Source organism: Streptomyces sp. NPDC054956, from assembly GCF_053609185.1.
Window position 1 is genome coordinate 1 of sequence record NZ_JBSGXB010000143.1, and the last position, 17,892, is coordinate 17,892.

The following is a 17,892-nucleotide window of genomic DNA, read 5'->3' on the forward strand; positions in this document are numbered from 1 at the left end:
CCGGCCGCGGGGGGTGGAAGTCCCCTACCCACCCTTCGCCCGTTCCCCGGGCTCCGCCCGGACCCAAAAGATCGCCTCAACCGCCGGCGGGGCTGGAAATTGGCCGGCGTTTGAGGCGATCCTTTACTCCAGCGTTCCGCTCAGCAGTGCCGACGCCGAGCACTTCGTCGGGGCCGGGGCCGCCGGGGGTTTGCCGATCGTGCGGCAGGTCAGGGTGATCGTGATCTCCTGCTTCGGGCCCGCCAGGAGGGCCGACGCCCAGTGGAAGTCCTGTTCGCGGAAGTTCTCCAGCGCGGGAGCCAGGAGCGGCTTGCCGCCCACCGAGAAGGTCACCGTGCCCGCGTCGCCCTGGGGGTTCTCCAGGACCAGGTCGGTCAGGCGCAGCACCTTGTCGTCCGGGACGGTGTACGTCTCCGACTTCGTGGCGCCCGCGCCCGCCTCGGCCGTCAGGCGGGTCGAGAACAGGTTCGCCTGGGCCTGCGGGGCCGGGCCCGTGCCCGGGGCGGCGCCGGTGGAGACGCCCGGGGACGGGGACGGTTTCCCGCCGCCCCCACCGCCCGCGCCCGCCGCGGCCTTGTCCGCGGCCTCCTTCGCCTCGGCGGCCTTCGACTCCGCCGCCTGCACCGGGCCCTTCACGGCCTCCTTCGCCGCCCCGCGCACCGCCGGGCGCAGCAGGGTGAACCAGATCACCGCCAGCGCGGCCAGCAGGGCGACCACCGCCAGCAGGGCCCGCAGGGCCGTGGCCGAGAGGACCGGGCGGTGCAGCAGGGTGCCGTCCAGGACCGCCGGAGCCACGCCGTCCTCGGCGGGTGCGGCCGTCACCTGGAAGGGGTGCGGGGTGGGCATCCCGCGCCACATCCGCCGCCGCGCGCGCACGGGTATCCGTACGAACGCGGCCTGGCCGGGGCCGACCACGGTCGGGGTGTCGGGCAGGCTGAAGCGCAGCGCGTCCGACTGGTCCTTGGCGGACAGCGACACCGTCAGGGGGTGGTTGCCCCGGTTGTCCAGGGCGAGCTGGAAGCGGGCGCCGCCGCTGCCCTGGCTCAGCCTCGGCGTCAGCTCGGCGCCGAAGTCCGCGAACGCGCCGATGTCGAGCAGGCCCTCCGGCACCGTCGTGTGCTCCGGCTGCTCCTGGGGCAGTACGCGGACCCCGTAGGCGAGTTCGCCCGGCGGGACGGCGGAGTCCCGGGGCGGCCGGACCACCAGGTGGACCGTGCCCGCGGTGTCCGGATAGAGGGAGAGCGTCGACGGTTCGACCACCGTCCAGGCAGCGGCCGGTCCCAGCACCTCGAAACCGTAGGCCTCGACGACATTGCCGCTGTTGCGCAGCTCCAGCGGGATCCGGACCTCGTCCCCGGGCATGACGGCGGCCGGGGAGGCGTCCAGATGAGCGGAAGTGGTCATGAGGGGACGGTAGGGAGGGGTGCGAAGTCGGGTCCGGACCCGTACGGACACATCCGGGGGCACGCCGCGTTGCCCGTTGAGTCCGTGTGGAGTGCCTGCTGACTGCCCGGGTGTTCACTGGGTGGACACGCGGGCAGGTGGGGCTGCCGCGGTGAGCTGGGGGTGTACGTCATGCGCTATCAAGGGGAGAGCGGGGCCGAACGGATTCCGGTCCGGCTGACCGCACAGGACCCGATCTCGCGGGCCGGACTCGCGGGGCAGTTGCGCAACTGCCCCGAGGTGCGACTGCTGGGGGACGAGGAGTCCTACGAGGCGTACGGGACCTCGTGCGTGGCCGTCGTGGCCGCGGACCGGGTCGGGGAGAACGAGACGCAGACCCTGCGGCGGGCCCAGCGCGGCGCGCCGGACGGGGGCGCGGGAGGGGCGGGGAGCGGCTCGGGCGGCGAGGCGCGGATCGTGCTCGTGGTGACGGAGATCGACGACGCCGGACTGGTGGCCGCAGTGGAGTGCGGGGTCGTCGGAGTGGTGCGCCGCTCGGAGGCCTCGGGGGAGCGGCTGGTCCAGGTGATCACGGCGGCCTCGCGGGGCGAGGGCAGCGTGCCGGCCGATCTGCTGGGGCGGCTCCTGGACCAGGTGGGGCGGTTGCAGCGGCAGGTCCTCGACCCGCGCGGACTGGCCTTCACCGGGCTCGCGCCCCGGGAGGTGGACGTGCTGCGGCTGGTCGCCGAGGGCAGCGACACGGCGGAGATCGCCCGCGCGCTGGCCTTCTCCGAGCGGACGGTGAAGAACATCCTGCACGACGTGACCACCCGGCTGCAGTTGCGCAACCGCTCGCACGCCGTGGCCTACGCGATGCGTCAGGGCTTCATCTAGGAAGTCCGGGAGTCCGGAGTCCGGGAGGTCCAGGCGGCCCTTCCGGGCCCTGAATGCCCCTTGGGGCAAGGTGAGTTACCCGCAACGGTGCCCCGCCCTGGGCTACGGGCGGGGCACCTGGCGGGCCACGGTGTGCGGTGAGGAGGGCTATCCGGACGCCGTAGGACCGCCCCGGGGGCGGGTGGGGGACACGTCCGGGAGACGCGCGTGCGACGAGGTGGCTACAGGCGGTTCGGGCGATCCATGGTGCTGGTGGTGTCCATGGGGCTCATGGGTGTCGTGCCCCCGGTGACGCCGGTCCGAGCGCCGGCCGCGCCCGTGGCCGCGGTGGCGCAGCCCCCGGACCCGGGGCGGATCGCGTACATCGGCGAGGGCTCGCACCACACCGTCCACACCGTCGGCGGGCGCGGAGCGCTGGCCCCGCTGCTGCCGGTGGGCGTCGCGGGCAACGACTGCCAGCCGGCGGCCCGCGGCGACGACCTCGTCTGGGTCAGCGACCGCAGCGGCGAGGGCGAGGGCATCTACCGGCGCACCGGCGACGCGCCCGCGAACCGGGTCTTCCGGCGCAAGGGCTGGCGGATCGCCGACCCGGTGCTCTCCCCGGACCGGCAGTGGATCGCGTTCGTCTCCTGGGAGAACGATCCCGGCGACGGTTACACGGCCACCGGCCACCGCTGCGACGACGTCGAAGGCCGCACCGAGAAGCCGGCCGGCGTCTGGGTGGTCCGCACCGACGGCAGCGGGCTGCGCCAGGTCGCCGAGGACGCGGACTGGCCCGACTGGTCGCCCGACTCCGCCGAGCTGGTCTACGCGCACCGCGGCGAGGCCCTGCGGATTCCGCTGGCCGGGGGACCGGCCGTCCGCGTGTCCCCGGCCGGGGACGACGCGCGGGTGCCCGTCTGGGAGCCCGGCGGCAAGAACCGCGTCGCGTACCTCTCCTACGACGGCGAGGGCGGGTACGACCTCGTGACGGTCCCCGCCGACGGCCGCGGTCAGACCCCGCCCGTGACCCTCGCCCGCGGCCATCGCGAGGAGTACGGCCGCCTCGACCTGGCCTGGCGGCCCGACGCCGGGCAACTGCTCGCGCTGTTCGGGGAGCCGTACTACGTCGACCCCGCGCGGCCGTGCGACGGCTGCCCCGGCACCCCCCTGTTCGACCCCGAGTCGGTGGTGCCGCTGAACCCGGACAACGTCGCCTGGTACACGCCCGCCGGGGGCGGTGCGGCGCAGCCGCTGGTCGCCGGGGAGGACTGGGAGGACTCGAACATCGAGCGGCAGCGGGCGGGCATGCCCGTGGACCGCGTCCAGCTGCGGGCGGCGCAGGGGGCGGAGTACGCCTTCGCGGACCCCGCGTACGCGCCCGACGCCCGCCGGATGGCCTTCATACGGGCACTCGGCTCGTTCGATCGGGCAGCGGCGCGGTACGACCGGCCCACGCGGATCATGATCGGGGAGCCCGACGCGCTCGCGGCCGCGCGGGCGTTGACCTACCAGGGGATGAAACCGGGCGAGAGCCAGAGCCGCCCCTCCTGGTCCCCGGACGGCACCCGGCTCGCCCTCGCCCGCAGGCCCGAATCCACCGAGGGCAACTCGAACCCCCGCACCGAGATAGCCGTCGTCGACGTGTCCTCCGCGAAGCCCGAGGACTGGAAGCTCGTGGCCACCGTGCCGCGGCGCGAGGAGAGCGGCAGCGACTGCCGCTCGGACGACCTGGAGCCGAGCTGGTCCCCGGACGGGACCCGGCTCGCCTTCTCGCGCTGGAGCGAGTGCACGCGGACTCCCCCGCCCACGGATCCGCACATCGCGGCCGCGGCGGCGCCGTCGGACGAGGGACCGACCGGCCGGAACCCGGACCGGCACGTCTGGACCGCCAACGCGGCCGACGGCAAGGGCCAGTTCGACGTCACGGGTGCGCAGTGCGGGGCGGGCTGCTCGGTGATCGACGCACGGCCCGTGTACGACCCGCGGGGCGGTGGGCTGGCGTTCGTCCGGCACGAGCACTACGTCGACAACACGGTCAACACCCTCACTGCGGCCAAGGCGGCCGACACCGTCAAGCCCGCGGCCGAGCCCGCCGCCAAGGCCGGTGCCGTCAAGCCCGCCGTCAAGCCCGCCGCCGAGCCCGCCGCCGTCGCCACCGGCGGACCGGCCCCCGAGACGAAGATGGTGGTGCTGGCCTCCGCGGACGGCAAGAAGTGCCGGGCGATCGTGCCCCGCCAGGACACCTGCCCGGTGGACGTGCCCGTGCCGTCCCCGAACGCCACGTACTACGAGGCGGACAACCCGGCGTGGTCACCGGGCGGCGCCCGGCTCGCCATGGACGTCGTACGGGTGTCCACCACCAGCAGGTACGACACCCGCATCCTGGTCGTCGACCCGGCCAACGACGGCGGCGCGGACGACTACGCGGAGATGTTCCCGGGCACCACGGACGCCAGCCAGCACCAGCCCACGTGGGAGCCGAGCGCCGACCTGTCGGTGGAGTTCACCGGCGGCGACACCTCCGTGCTCCTCGGCGAAACCGTCGCGCTGACGGTGGTGGTGCGCAACCGGGGCATCGCGCCCTCGCCCGGCACCAAGGTACGGCTCACCCTGCCGCCGGGCCTGGTGCCGGCCGGGGTCCCCGTACCGTCGGCCGGCACCTGCACCGCCCAACTGGTGTGCGAGCTGGGGACGGTGGATTCGGACGACCGGCGCCCGGTCTCGGTCGGGCTGCCCGTGAAGGGGGCCGCGCTCGGGAAGCACCGGGCCGAGGCGGTGGCCGAGTCGGGGCTGCCCGACCACGTCCCGGCCGACAACCGGGCCGGGATCGCGGTCGACGTCGTCGTGCCCGACCTCGTCGTCACGGCGACCGCCGCCCCGGCCGTGCTGAAGATCAACGAGCGGACGAAGGTCGAGTTCACCGTCCGCAACGCCGGCACCGCGACCGCCGAGAACGTACGCCTGAAGATGGTCCTCCCGCCCGGGCTGGCCCTGGTCACCGGGACCGCCTGCCCCGCCGACGGCTGCGCGCTCGGCGCGCTCGAGCCGGGCGCCGAGAAGAAGTCCACCTGGGAGTACACCTCCCCCGAAGGGCTCTCCGGGACCGTCGAGGGCACCGCCTCGACCACCACCCGGCGCGGCGCCGACGGCAACCCCGAGAACGACCGCGCGGCCGTCGACCTGACCTTCGTCGACCCGCGCCGGCCCGACGTCGCCGTCACCGTCACGGCGACCCCGGGCCACCTCGCCACCGGGGAGCAGTCCACGGTCGTGTTCAAGGTGACCAACCTCGGTGACGCCACCGCCAAGGCGGTCGTGCTGACCCCGGTGCTGCCGGCCGGCACGACCGTGCTCTCCGACACCCCCGCCTGCCCGCCCGCCGGGTGCGCGCTCGGCGACATGGTCCCCGGCGCCCAGGCGACGGTGACCCGCGTGGTGACCGCGCTCGCCCCGCTCAGCGGGAACGCCACCGGGACCGTCGTCACGGCCGGCGTGGACAGCAACCCCACCAACAACACCGCCTCGGCGCCGATCGTCGTCGAGGCCGCCCCGCCGCCGGTGCCCAACCGCTACGCGGACCCGGCGGTCTCGGTGACCGCCACCCCGCGCACCGCTTACACGGGAGGTGTGGTCACCGCCGAAGTCACCCTCTCCAACCTCGGGTTGCTGCCCGCCACCGGGCAGACCCTCGTCATCACGGTCCCGCCCGGTCTGGCCGTGAACTCCGTGACCCGGCCCGGGTGCGTGGGCGCGGGCGGCTGCCCGGTCGAGGACCTGGCCCCGGGCGCGCGGCTGACCGTACGGCTGGAACTGGCGGCCGGGGCCCCGCTGACCGGAGCCGTCACGGCCACCGTCACCACCACCGGGACCGACGCCCAGCCCGCCAACAACACGGGATCCGCGCAGGTGACCGTACGGCAGCCCGTGCTGGAGCTCAGTCCCGTCCTCGGGCCGCCCGGCTCGGTGACCCAGGCGCACGGAACCGATTTCCCGCCCGGCGTGACCGTGGACCTGCGCTGGGACCGGGGGGTCACGGTCGCCTCCGCGCCCGTCGTGGTGGGGGCCGACGGCAGCTTCACGGCACCGGTCCTGATCCTCGTGCAGGACACCCTGGGCGACCGGAAGCTGACCGCGACGCACGCGGACGTGACCCCGCCGCTCTTCGGCGAGGTCGCGGCGCCCTTCCTGGTGGTGCCGGGCGTGCTCCAGCCCGACAACTTCCAATGGCGCAGGTGATCACGGGTGATCCAGGAGGTGGACGACGCCCTGCGCGAGCTCGTGCGCGCCGAGGCGCTCGGCGGCGGCGCGGGCGTCGAGGTGGTCTTCGACGCGCCGACCCGCGACTGGGCGGCCCGGCGCAACACGCCGACCGTCAACCTGTACCTCTACGACATCCGGGAGGACCTCGGGCTGCGCTCGCGAGGGCGGCGCAACGTCTACGACGACCAGGGCAGGGTGGTCTCCAGGACCCTGCCGCCCCGGTACTTCAAACTGTCCTACCTGGTCAGCGCCTGGACCCAGCGCCCGGAGGACGAACACCGGCTGCTCGCCTCCCTGTTGGGCTGCTTCCTGCGCTACTCGGCGCTGCCGGCCGAGCGGCTCGGAACCGAGCTGAGCCTGACGGGACTCCCCGTGCCGGTGTCGATCGCCCTGCCGCCACCGGAGAACAAGGCCTTCACGGACGTGTGGAGCGCACTGGGCGGGGAGTTGAAACCCTCGCTCGACGTCGTGGTCAGCGCACCCGTCGTGGCGGCACCGGTGTACCCGGCCGGTCCCCCGGCGGAGGAGGGGCTCTCCGTCGACCTGTCGGACCTCTCGAAGCCGGAGGGACCGGAGGAACCGCGGGAGGGCCGCCCCGCGGGGGAACCGCAGGAGCAGCCGGGGCCCGGTGGGCCCCGGGGGTCGGCGACGGGCCCGGCCCCCGGGGTGCCGCGTCCGCGGTCCGCCCGCGCCCGCCGCCGGAACGAGGGCTGATGGACTACCTGCTGACGAGACTGGCCACGGTCGAGGCCCGGGTGCGCGCCGCCGTCGAGGCGCGGCGCGGCAGCGACCCGGAGGCCGACGACCCGTTCCGCGGGCTCTACCTGTCCGACGACACCGTGCGCAGGATCCTCGACGCACCCGACCAGGTGCCCTGGCCCGAGCCGGGGCCCCCGGCCGAACCCGGCGACGGCGACTCCCGGCTGGAACGCCTCGAAGCGGACTTCGGGCTGCTGCCGCTGGACGTGGAGCTGCTGCTGATCGCCCTCGCACCCGACCTCGACCGGCGCTTCGAGCAGCTCTACGGCTACCTCAACGACGACGTCACGCGCCGACGCCCCACCGCCGGGCTGGCGCTGGGACTGTGCGGGGTGCCGGCCGCCTCGGCGCCGGCCCGGGCCCGGCTCTCGGCCGACGGACCCCTGTGCGTACGCGGCCTCCTGCTGGTGGAGGAACACGAACGGCCCTTTCTCGGCCGGTCGTTGCGGGTCCCCGACCGGGTCGCCGCGCACCTGCTCGGCGGCGACGCGGTGGCACCCGAACTCGCCGACCTGCTCCTCCCGGTGGAGGCCGCCGCAGACACCGGACTGCCCGGCGCACCACTGGCGCGGGCGCTGCGGACGGGAGTCTCGCCGGTGTACCTGCGCGAACCCGCCGGCGGGGCCGCCGCGGAACTGGCCGCCGAGGCGCTGGCCGGAGCCGGACGCGGAGCCTTCGTACTGGACCTGGACCGGCTCGCCCGGCACTCGGACCCGGCCCCGCTCGTGCGCTCCGCGGGCCGGGAGGCGGCCATGGCCGGGGCCGGTCTGATCGCCGCCCCCGTCGAGGCCCTGGCGCAGCGCACCGAACTGCTGCGCGCGCTGGCCGCGTTGCCCGTGCCGGTCCTGCTGGCCGGGCAGGCGGGCTGGGACCCCGAATGGTCGGACCGCACCCCGCTGCTGGTGGACGCCGGACGCCTCGGAGCGGCCGCGCGGACCGCCCTGTGGACCTCGGTGCTCGGAGCGGAGCCCGGCGACGCCGTGGCCGCCTTCGTGCTGAGCCCGCGCCAGATGCGCCGGGCGGCGGCCACGGCCCGCCAGCAGGCGGCCCTGGCGGGCACCGACGTACCGGGGGAGGCGGAACTCCTGCACGGAGTCCGGTCCCAGAACACCTCCGGACTCGAACGCCTCGCCCGCCGCATCCAGCCCGGCGTCGGCTGGAACGACCTCGTCCTCCCGCCCGCCGTACTGGGGCAGTTGGGAGAACTGGCGGCCCGCGCCCGGCACCGGGACCAGGTGCTCGGCGACTGGGCGATGCGGCCCGGCGGCGGACGCGGCCGGGGCGTGATGGCACTGTTCGCGGGGGACTCCGGGACCGGGAAGACCATGTCCGCCGAGGTCATCGCGGGGGAACTGGGCCTGGACCTGTACACGGTGGACCTGGCCACGGTCGTCGACAAGTACGTCGGCGAGACCGAGAAGAACCTGGAACGGATCTTCACGGAGGCGGCCGGAGTCAACGGAGTGCTGCTCTTCGACGAGGCGGACGCGGTCTTCGGCAAACGCTCGGAGGTCAAGGACGCGCACGACCGGTACGCGAACGTCGAGAGCGCCTACCTGCTCCAGCGCATGGAGACCTTCGACGGCCTCGCCGTCCTCGCCACCAACCTGCGTGCCAACCTCGACGAGGCCTTCACCCGCCGCCTCGACCTGGTCGTCGACTTCCCGCTGCCGGACGCCGAGCAGCGGCTCGCGCTGTGGGACCGCTGCCTGGGCCCCCGGCTGCCCCGCGCCGACGACCTCGATCTGCCCTTCTGCGCGAGCTCGTTCGAGCTCGCGGGCGGCGACATCCGCTCGGCGGCCGTCACCGCGGCCTACCTCGCGGCCGACGCGGGCCGGCCGGTGACGATGGCCGACCTGGTCGCGGCCGTGGCCCGCGAGTACCGCAAGCTCGGGCGGCTGTGCCTGGAGAGCGAGTTCGGCCCCTACCTCCGGCTGGCCCGGTGAACGCCGCCGTCAGGGCTCGGTGCGGGATTCGTACGCCTTGCGGGCCGCCGCGAAGCGGGTCGCGCCCAGGCGGTCGCGGAGTCCTTCCAGGAGCGGGCGGACCAGGCGGCGGCCGCCCTCACCGCCCAGCAGATCGCCGAGCGTGACCCAGGCCGTCGCCAGGCGCGCGTACGCGCCCGCGTCGTCGCCGAGCGACTCCGCCGCGGCCACCGCTTCCCCCACCGCCGCCAGGTAGGCGATCGGGTCCGTCGCGTCCAGCGCACCCTGCCGCGCCGCGTCGAACCGGCGCAGCGCCAGCTCGGCGTCCCCCGCGAGCAGGGCGATCCGGCCGCCCGTGATGCCGCGCGCGGCCGCCGCGGTCCCGTCGCGCGGCGCCGGGGTCGTGGCCGCCGACCACACCTCCTCCGCCGTCGCCGGGTCCACCCGCGCCACGGCCAGCGCCGCGCCCAGCGCCGCCGCCTCGGCCTCCCCGGGCTCGCCGTGCGCCGCGAACAGTTCCTCGGCGTCCATCAGGTCCGACGCCGCCTCCCGCCACCGCTCCCCGGCCGTCGCGGCGGCGGCCCGCCGCTGCAGGATGCGCGCCCGCACCGGCGCGTCCTGCCCGGAGTCGAGCACGGCGAGCACCGAGCCGAAGGCCTCGTACGCCTCCTCGTGCGCGCCCAGCGCCAGCGACTGCTCCGCCCGCTCCACGTCGAAGGCCCTGCGCACGGCGTCGGGCAGGTCCGAGGCGGCCGCCCGCTCCAGGTTGTGCCGGGCCGCGCCGAGGTCCCCGCGCAGCCGCTGCATCGTCGCCGCCAGCAGCAGGCAGAACCCCTCCCGCGCCGGCTCCCCGGCACCCTTCCAGATCCCGGCCGCCTCCTCCAGCGCGGCCGCCGACGTGCCCAGATCGCCCTCCTCGGTGGCCGCCGTCGCCAACTCCTCCAGGGATTGCGCCAGTTCCGCCCGGTCGCCGCCACCGCGCAGACGCGCCACCTCCGCCCGCGCCGCCGTGCTCGCCGCCGTGCCCGTCGTCGTCATCCGCTCTCCTGTACCGCGTATCCCCGGGCCGTCAGAGCGGCGCGGGCCGCCGCGACGGCAGTCTCCCGCGCGGCCCGGTGCTCACCCGCCCACGTCCGCATCCGGGCCAACAGGTCGTCGTGCGTCCCCTGCGTCCGCTCCTCGTCGCCCGCCGCCTCCTGCCGTTCCCGCCGGGCCTGATCGCGCGTCGCCTCGGTCTCCCCGAGCCGCGCCCGGTTGAGCTCGCGCAACTGCTCGACCTGCTGGCGGCCCCGGTCGAGCTCGCCCGCCGTCCGGGTGTTGCGCTCGTCCACGCCGCCGATACGGGCCTGATCCGCCTCCATGCCGGACCGCCGCCCCTCCATCTGCCCCTGCACGGCATCGGTCTCCCGGACCCGCCCCAGGGCCGCGATCAGCCGGGAGGAGTCGGCGCTCGCGCCCCGCGCGCTGGCACCCAGACTGCCCGGGAGGTACCCGAACAGGCCCGCCAGGCCCTGGAACGCCCGCAGGCTGCCCACCAGCGTGGCCACCGCACCGGCCTGCTGCGCCGACTGGCCCAGGCTGCCGATCGCGCCGGCCGCCGTCGACTGCTGCTCCCGGTTGACGGACTGCGTCTCCCGGGTGGCGGTCGCCTGCGCCTGCCCGCCGGCGACGAGCTGTTGCGACACCTCGCCCGCCCGGCCGAGTTGGGTGTCCTGGCCGCTCTGCGTGGCCGCCTGGCTCGCCATCCGGCCCTCCGTGCCGGCCAGTTCGGCCTGCGCCCGGCGGGTCACGGCGAGCCGTTCGCGCAGCGCGGCGAGCTCGGCGGGGGTACCGGGCGGGGCCGTGTACGCCGGGTTGACCGGCAGGTCCACGGACTCGCCCGGGCGCAGCCCGGCCACGTGCGCGGTGTACGCCGGCCCGCGCCGCGAAGGCTCCGCCACGGCCCCGGCCCCGGCCCCGGCTCCCGTCCCGCCCTCGGCCGTCGGCCCGTGCGCGGTGTCGCCCCGCTCCCGGCCCTCGCGGACGCCGACCATCCCGGGGCCCGGATCCAGTGCGCGCGCCGTCGCGTCCACGCGGGCCGCAGCGGCGGCCCGGTCGGCGCTCAACCGCGCCTCGGCCCCCGCGAACGCCGCCGACCGCTCGGCCGCCGTACCGCCACTGGCGCCGACCCGGGCGCGCTGCTGGAAGTCGGCGAAGTCCCGGTAGCGCTGGGTGCTCGTACCGCCCTCCGGGGTGGTCGTGGTCACGTGGAGGGGAAGCGGGTGGGTGGGGTCGTAGGCGAAGCCCGTGGCTCCGTAGCCGGTCTGGTTCCCGTCGCCGTCGTAGACCGGGAAGTGCAGCTCGGAGCTCTGGCGCCGGCCCGCGGGACCCTCGCCGTGCTGGTGCTGGAGCACACCGAAGTCCCCGCCGGCCTGCGAGGGTTGGCTGTTCAGCGACCGCATCGCGGGATCGGCCGTCGTGGGGTGGCTGTGGTAGATCAGCTCGAGCGGCCCGGACACGGACGGCGGGGCCACCGAGCCCGGACCGCCCTGCATGACGTGGTAGTTGCCGGCGGAGTCCCGCCAGACCCCCGACTCTCGGCCCGGGTCGGCGCGCACCTGAGCCTGGTACTGGGCCATCGCGGCGGCCCGGTCCTGGGTCGGCGGGATGGTCCGGGTGTGGTCCGGGTACGAGGACGCGGGCGCGGCCGGGGTGTGCGGGGTCCCCGCCGGGGAGGCGGGGGAGTGCGGGGTCGCCGTCGGGGCCGCGGCCTGTGTCCCGGTCCCGGTCCCGGTCCCGGTCCCGGGGATGACGCGGCCGGTCGCGGGATCCACGGCCGGACCCGCTCCCGGAGCGGCCAGGGGGCCCGCGCGCAGCATGTCGATGTTGTCCTGGGCGAGCGGGATGTTCTCCGACTGCCAGGCCACCTGGGCGGCCGCGTCGAGGTGGCCGCGCGGGGTGAGCGTGCCGTCGGGGGAGCCCCTGCGGGACTGGGCGACGGCCGCGTCGATGAGCCGTTCCTGCGCCCGGTGGCGGGTGTTGGTGCTCTCGCGGCCGTCCTGGTGGGTCACGGTCGCCGCGACGTCGGAGTCGCGGCGGCTGTGCAGCGGCTGCATGGGCTGGGTGTCCCAGTCCTCCGGCCGGATGCCCGACTCCGGTGCGTGCCGGGCGGCCGCGGTGTGCCCGGCCTGCACGGTGTCGCCGCTCATCCCGGTCGCGGCGCGGTGGTCCGCCGCCTGCTCGTTGGCGTAGGCGCGGGCCTCCGGCTGGGTCCAGGGCGTCTCGCGGCGGGGGAGCTCGGGGCGGTCGTCGGTGAGGCGGGCCTGGACGTTCGGGTCCTCCTCGAGGCTGCGGATCAGGGGGTCGAGATCGCTGAAATCGGCGGGGTCGGCGGCGGCGTGCGGTGCGGGGGCGGCCGCCTGCGGTGCGGGGTCGGCGGCGCCGAGCGGTGTGGGGGAGGAGGGCGCGGGCCGGGCCGCCGTGCCGTCGGCCGTGCCCGGGGAGCGGGTATCGGCTCCGGCGTCGGTGCGGGGCGCGGTTCCCGGGTCGGCGTCGGCGTGGGGCGTCCCGCCGGGTCCCGCGCCGGCGTCCGCGTGCGGCGTCGTACCGTCCGCGTCCACGTGCGTGGTGGGGCCCGGGCCTGTGTCGGCGTCCACGTGCGTCGTCGTGCCCGTCCCCGACCCCGTGTCGATGTGCGAAGTGCTGCCGGAACCCGCGTCGGCGTCCACGTGGGTCGTCGTGCTCGACCCCGACCCCGCTCCCGTGTCGGTGTCGATGTGCGACGTGGTGCCGGTACCTGCGTCGGCGTCCACGTGGGTCGTCGTGCCCGATCCCGACCCCGACCCCGATCCCGAGTCGGCGTCCACGTGCGCGGTCGCGCCCGCGCCCGCCCCGGCGTCCGCGTCGACGTGAGGGGCCGCTCCGGGGGCCTCCGGCATCTCGACGTGCAGGCGCGGGCCCCCGGAGGAGGTCACCGAGCCCGACGGGGCGCCGCCCGTGGCGCGTTCCTGGAGGCGGGTGATGCCCGCGTCGATCCGGTTGCCGCCCCGCGTACCCGCCCACGCGCCCGCCTTCGCGGCCAGCGCGCCGACCGCCGCGCCGCTGACCTGGCTCGCCGCCGAGGACAACTGCTCGCCCTGCTGCTCGATCTGCGCGGGATCGCCCTGGGAGTCGAAGGCGTGCAGGGCGCGCAGCGCCGTGACCACCGGCCGGACGCCGATGTTGATGACGAGCCCGACGGCGGTCGTCGCGAGGCCCATGCCCGTGGCCACCGCCGACAGGGTCAGCGCGAGCGGGGCCAGCGTGCCGCCGGAGAGCACCGCGCCCACCCACATGCCCACCGCGATGCCGCCGAGCACGCCCGCCACGACGTCCATCAGCGCCATCGTGACGTCCAGGACTTCCGCCAGGCCCTCCAGATCGTTCGCGAGCCGCTCGTAGCCCGTCCCCGTCCCCATCCGGCCGATCGTCTGCCCGGTCGCCCCCCAGTCGCGCATGGCCAGCCCGGCGAGGGCCATGACCCCGCCGATGGCCGGGCCGAGGCCCGGTACCGGGGTGGCCGAGACACCGCGCGACACCGCGAGGGTGGCCAGCCGGCGGCCCGCGACCTGGCCGATGGCCGCGCCGATGGCACTCATCGCGAAGCCCATCACGGCGCCGCCGGCCGCGCCGCTCGCCGCGCCCTGACCGGCCATGTCCAGCAGGTACTGCGCCCGCTCGTCGCTGCCCGCCGTGCCGAGGCTCCCGAACGAGCCCGCCCACCGCTCGTGTTCGGCGAGCTCGGTGGAGATCAGGTCGCCGTCACCGGGATCGGCGGCCGGGCCCTCCCCGGTCTCCGCTTCCCCGGTGTCGCCCACGGGCCCGTCCTCGGCCCGGTGTCCGGCCGCCCGTTGTCCCTCGGCGCTCTCCGCGCCGGGCCGGGCTCCGTGTCCGGCGGCGCCGGGGGCGGGGGCCGGGCCCCGGCCCGGAGTCTCGGGCCCGTGCGCGCCCCGCGGCCCCGGGACGGCCGGGGTCCCGTGCCGGGCCGCGCTCCCGGAACCGTGCGCCGCGGGGTCCGAGGAGTCCGGGGGGTCCGGAGGGGTGGTGCGGGCCCCGCCCGTACGGGCCCGCGCGCCGCTCCCCGCCGCGCCCTCCGGGCCCGTTTCCGTCTCGGCCTCGGTTCCCGCCCGGTGATCCGGCCGTGCCTCCCGTCCGGCTTCCGGTCCCGTCGGGGAACCGGGCCGGGGGCGCGGCCGCGCCGAGGGTTCGAGCCGCTGCAGGGCCAGGGCCCGGCTGACCGCGCCGTTGCCCGCGAGCCGCTGCATGCCGACCAGCCGGCTGATCGCGGCCGCGCTCGCCCTCGTACCGCCCGTGGTGTCCGTACCGGCCCCGGAGCCGACGGGGCCCTGCGCCTCGGAACCCTGTGCGTCCGGGCCCGGTGCGTCCGGGCCCGGTCCGCCGGGGCCCCGTCCGCCCGCTCCGCCGAGGATCGAAGCCACCGCCCGGTTGCCGGGTCCGTCCGGGCCCGGGGCGCGGCGGGCCGCCGCGCCGGCCCCCTCGGTGGCCTCGGCGGTGTCCCGCGGCTGCTTCGAGGTCCGGTCCACGCAGGCAGGGTGGTATCCGGCCGTCGGGGCGTGAAGTGCCACGGGTCTGGGCGGGCGCGCACCCGGGTCTGCCCGTCCGGGCACTTCAGGGTTCCCCCGAAGGCGCACGACCGGTCATGACCTTCGAGGGGCCCGGGGCGGGAGGGTGAGATCAACCGTCGTACCCCAGGGGGAGGACCCGGATGCCGTCGTACCTGTCACCAGGCGTCTACGTCGAAGAGGTCGAGGCCGGCTCGCGCCCGATCGAGGGTGTGGGTACCGCCGTCGCCGCCTTCGTCGGGCTGGCAGCGGCCGGACCCTACAACGCGCCCACCCTGGTGACCAACTGGAGCCAGTTCACCGCGACCTTCGGGGACTTCACGGAGGGGGCCTACCTCGCCCACTCCGTCTACGCGTACTTCCTCAACGGCGGCGGCACCTGTTACGTCGTGCGCGTCGGCGGGGAGACGGCCGACGGCGCCGCCCCGGCACCGGCCGCGCCCGCGGCCGTCACGGGCAAGAGGGGCAAGCCGGGCGCGCTGCCGGCCGGCGCCCGTACGGCGCTCGGCGGGTTCCACGTCGCCGCGCTGGAAGGGACCGGCGAGGGGATCAGCGTCGAAGTCGCCGACGTGGGAGGCGAATCGCCGGCCGAGGACGCCTTCACCCTGAACGTGAAGCGCGGGGACCGTACGGAGGAGACCTGGGAGGTTTCCAGCAAGCGCGGCAACCGCAACTACGTCGTGACCGTCGTACGGGACCGCTCCCGCCTGGTCACCGTCGAGGACGCCGGCCCGACCCAGGCACTGGCCCGGCCCGACAACCAGACGGTGGCCGTGGCCCCGGCGCCCGTCCCGGTCGCCGCCGTGCCCGCGACCGTCACCCCGGCCTCGTACGTGGGCAGTTCGGACGACCGGACCGGCTTCGGCGGCCTGGAGACGGTGGACGAGATCACCATGCTCGCCGTGCCGGACGTGATGAGCGCGTACGAGCAGGGCGCGCTCGACGCGGAGGGCGTCAAGGCGGTGCAGCTCGCGATGATCGCGCACTGCGAGCTGATGGGGAACCGGGTCGCGATCATCGACCCGCTGCCGGACCTCTCCCCGCAGCGCGTCAAGGACTGGCGGATGACGGGCGCGGGCTACGACTCCAAGTACGCGGCCCTGTACTACCCGTGGGTCAAGGTCGCCGATCCCTCGTCCGGGCAGACCCGGTTCGTCCCGCCGAGCGGGGCGATGGCCGGCGTGTGGGCGCGCAACGACGAGAGCCGCGGCGTGCACAAGGCGCCCGCGAACGAAGTGGTGCGCGGCGCCGTGGACCTGGCCGTCCACCTCACCAAGGGCGAGCAGGACCTGCTCAACCCGATCGGGGTCAACTGCATCCGCTCCTTCGCGGGCCGGGGCATCCGGGTGTGGGGCGCGCGGACCCTGTCGTCCGACCCGTCCTGGCGGTACCTGAACGTGCGCCGGCTCTTCAACTACATCGAGGATTCCATCCTCATCGGCACCCAGTGGGTGGTCTTCGAGCCCAACGACGACGCGCTGTGGGCCCGGATCCGGCGGACGATCTCGGCGTTCCTGGTGAACGAGTGGCGGCGCGGCGCCCTCTTCGGGCTGACGCCCGACGAGGCCTTCTACGTGAAGTGCGACCGCGAGACCAATCCGGCCGAGGGGATCGACGCCGGCCAGGTGGTCTGCGAGATCGGCATCGCCCCCGTGAAACCCGCCGAGTTCGTGATCTTCCGGCTGGCCCAGTTCTCGGGCGGCACCAGTCTCGTCAACGAGTAGACGGCACCCGTCTCGTCGGCGGGCGGGCCCCACCCGTCCCGTCGGCGAGCAGCAGCGGCAATCGGTAATCGTTTAGGGAGTCAGCGGCATGGCACTGCCCGACATGGACACCTCGGTCGGCCACTCATTCGGGCTGGAGATCGACGGGGTCGTCATCAAGCAGATCAACGAGGTGACGGGCCTGAAGATGGAACAGGACGTCATCGAGCTCAAGCAGAACACGGCGGACGGCAAGTACGTCATCAAGAAGCTGCCCGGGCGCCCGAAGGCGGGCGAGGTCACGCTCACGCGCGGTCTGACCGCCGACAACAACTTCGAAAAGTGGATCAAGGACGCGCGGTTCGGGAAGATGGGCTCGGCCCGCAAGGGCGGCGCGATCATCGTCTTCGACTACGAGGGCCAGGCGATCAAGCGGTACACGCTGGTCAACGCGTGGCCGAAGAGCCTGGAGATCAGCTCGCTCAAGGCGGGCGACACCAGTGTCCTGACCGAGAAACTCGTCATCACGTACGAGCAGATGGACGTGGCGTGATCCGCTGATGCGACGACAGATGGCATCGCCCCCGCGGGTGGAGGACGCGGCGGCACCGCCGCCCGCCGCCGAGCCGGCGCGGGGCGACACGATGCGTACGGAGTTCGCCTTCGAGCTGCCGCGCGGCTACGTGGACGGCGCGGGCCAGGTGCACCGCACCGGCGTGATGCGCCTGGCCACCGCGCGCGACGAGCTGGTGCCGCTGCGGGACGACCGGGTGCGGGAGAACCCGGCCTACCTGTCGGTGGTGCTGCTGGGGCGCGTGGTGGAGCGGATCGGCTCGGTCACGGACGTCCACGCCGGGGTGATCGAGGACCTCTTCGCCTCCGACCTGGCCTTCCTGCAGGACTTCTACCGCCGGATCAACGCCGAGGGCCACACCCGGGCGCAGGTGACGTGCCCGTCGTGCGGGACCGACATCGCGGTGGACCTCTCGGGTGGTGGGCGCCTGGGGGAATCGTGACGTACGCGGCGGACGACCTGTACGGCGAAGTCGCGTACATCGCCTACCACTTCCACTGGCCCATGGACTCGCTGCTCGATCTGGAACACGCGGACCGGCGGCGGTACGTGGACCAGATCGCGCGGTTGAACCGGCTGGCCGGGGGGCGGTGAACGGTGGTGTTCGACGCGTTGCGCGCACGGCTGCGGGGCCGCCCGGACGGGGCCGGCCCGGCGGCCGCCCCGGAGGCCGCCGCCGCTGCGGCGGCGGAGCCGGGCCCCGGACCCGGGGAAGCCGCTCCCGCGCGCCCCGCCCCGGCCTGGCCCGGACTCCCGGTCCAGCGCAGCACGTTCGGCGCGGCTCCGCTGCTCACCGACCCGCGGGGCTTCGG

12 protein-coding genes are annotated in these 17,892 nt (G+C 75.5%); 9 read left to right on the top strand and 3 right to left on the bottom strand.

Going from position 1 to position 17,892, the window contains the following annotated elements; translation table 11 throughout:
- Nucleotides 1–123: 123 nt before the first annotated feature.
- The gene (locus tag ACWGDE_RS21995; RefSeq protein ID WP_453390697.1) at nucleotides 124–1,404 is read right to left on the bottom strand and encodes a COG1470 family protein; all 1,281 of its coding nucleotides are present in this window, start codon (nucleotides 1,402–1,404) and stop codon (nucleotides 124–126) included.
- 171 nt (nucleotides 1,405–1,575) lie between these two features.
- Between ACWGDE_RS21995 and ACWGDE_RS22000 the strand changes: the two genes are divergently transcribed.
- The 4 genes from ACWGDE_RS22000 to ACWGDE_RS22015 all read left to right on the top strand — a co-directional run bounded on the left by ACWGDE_RS22000 (nucleotide 1,576) and on the right by ACWGDE_RS22015 (nucleotide 9,224).
- Nucleotides 1,576–2,277 (top strand): response regulator transcription factor, encoded by a 702-nt coding sequence (locus ACWGDE_RS22000; RefSeq protein ID WP_453390698.1) that lies wholly within the window; start codon nucleotides 1,576–1,578, stop codon nucleotides 2,275–2,277.
- Nucleotides 2,278–2,520: 243 nt separating this feature from the next.
- On the top strand, nucleotides 2,521–6,495 hold the full coding sequence (locus ACWGDE_RS22005; RefSeq protein ID WP_453390699.1) for a CARDB domain-containing protein: 3,975 nt from the start codon (nucleotides 2,521–2,523) through the stop codon (nucleotides 6,493–6,495).
- A gap of 6 nt (nucleotides 6,496–6,501) precedes the next feature.
- Nucleotides 6,502–7,233 carry a DUF4255 domain-containing protein gene (locus tag ACWGDE_RS22010; protein ID WP_453390700.1) on the top strand — a complete coding sequence of 244 codons (732 nt, stop codon included), beginning with the start codon at nucleotides 6,502–6,504 and terminating at the stop codon, nucleotides 7,231–7,233.
- Nucleotides 7,233–9,224: an ATP-binding protein gene (locus tag ACWGDE_RS22015; protein WP_453390701.1), complete on the top strand. Its 1,992-nt coding sequence runs from the start codon at nucleotides 7,233–7,235 to the stop codon at nucleotides 9,222–9,224. The genes ACWGDE_RS22010 and ACWGDE_RS22015 overlap by 1 nt, the downstream gene beginning before the upstream one ends.
- A gap of 9 nt (nucleotides 9,225–9,233) precedes the next feature.
- Here ACWGDE_RS22015 and ACWGDE_RS22020 read toward each other — a convergent pair whose 3' ends face one another.
- The gene (locus tag ACWGDE_RS22020; protein WP_453390702.1) at nucleotides 9,234–10,241 is read right to left on the bottom strand and encodes a hypothetical protein; all 1,008 of its coding nucleotides are present in this window, start codon (nucleotides 10,239–10,241) and stop codon (nucleotides 9,234–9,236) included.
- Nucleotides 10,238–14,764 (bottom strand): hypothetical protein, encoded by a 4,527-nt coding sequence (locus tag ACWGDE_RS22025; RefSeq protein WP_453390703.1) that lies wholly within the window; start codon nucleotides 14,762–14,764, stop codon nucleotides 10,238–10,240. The genes ACWGDE_RS22020 and ACWGDE_RS22025 overlap by 4 nt, the downstream gene beginning before the upstream one ends.
- Nucleotides 14,765–14,946: 182 nt before the next feature.
- Here ACWGDE_RS22025 and ACWGDE_RS22030 point away from each other — a divergent pair, with 182 nt between their 5' ends.
- The 5 genes from ACWGDE_RS22030 to ACWGDE_RS22050 all read left to right on the top strand — a co-directional run.
- The gene (locus tag ACWGDE_RS22030; RefSeq protein WP_453390704.1) at nucleotides 14,947–16,527 is read left to right on the top strand and encodes a phage tail sheath family protein; all 1,581 of its coding nucleotides are present in this window, start codon (nucleotides 14,947–14,949) and stop codon (nucleotides 16,525–16,527) included.
- An 88-nt stretch (nucleotides 16,528–16,615) separates the two neighbouring features.
- Nucleotides 16,616–17,059: a phage tail protein gene (locus ACWGDE_RS22035; protein WP_453390705.1), complete on the top strand. Its 444-nt coding sequence runs from the start codon at nucleotides 16,616–16,618 to the stop codon at nucleotides 17,057–17,059.
- A 7-nt stretch (nucleotides 17,060–17,066) separates the two neighbouring features.
- The gene (locus ACWGDE_RS22040; protein ID WP_453390706.1) at nucleotides 17,067–17,522 is read left to right on the top strand and encodes a hypothetical protein; all 456 of its coding nucleotides are present in this window, start codon (nucleotides 17,067–17,069) and stop codon (nucleotides 17,520–17,522) included.
- Complete coding sequence (locus ACWGDE_RS22045; protein WP_214950598.1) at nucleotides 17,519–17,674, top strand: DUF6760 family protein; 156 nt, start codon at nucleotides 17,519–17,521, stop codon at nucleotides 17,672–17,674. Before ACWGDE_RS22040 ends, ACWGDE_RS22045 begins: the two co-directional genes overlap by 4 nt.
- A 6-nt stretch (nucleotides 17,675–17,680) precedes the next feature.
- A partial coding sequence (locus tag ACWGDE_RS22050; protein WP_453390707.1) for a hypothetical protein occupies nucleotides 17,681–17,892 on the top strand: 212 nt, incomplete at its 3' end.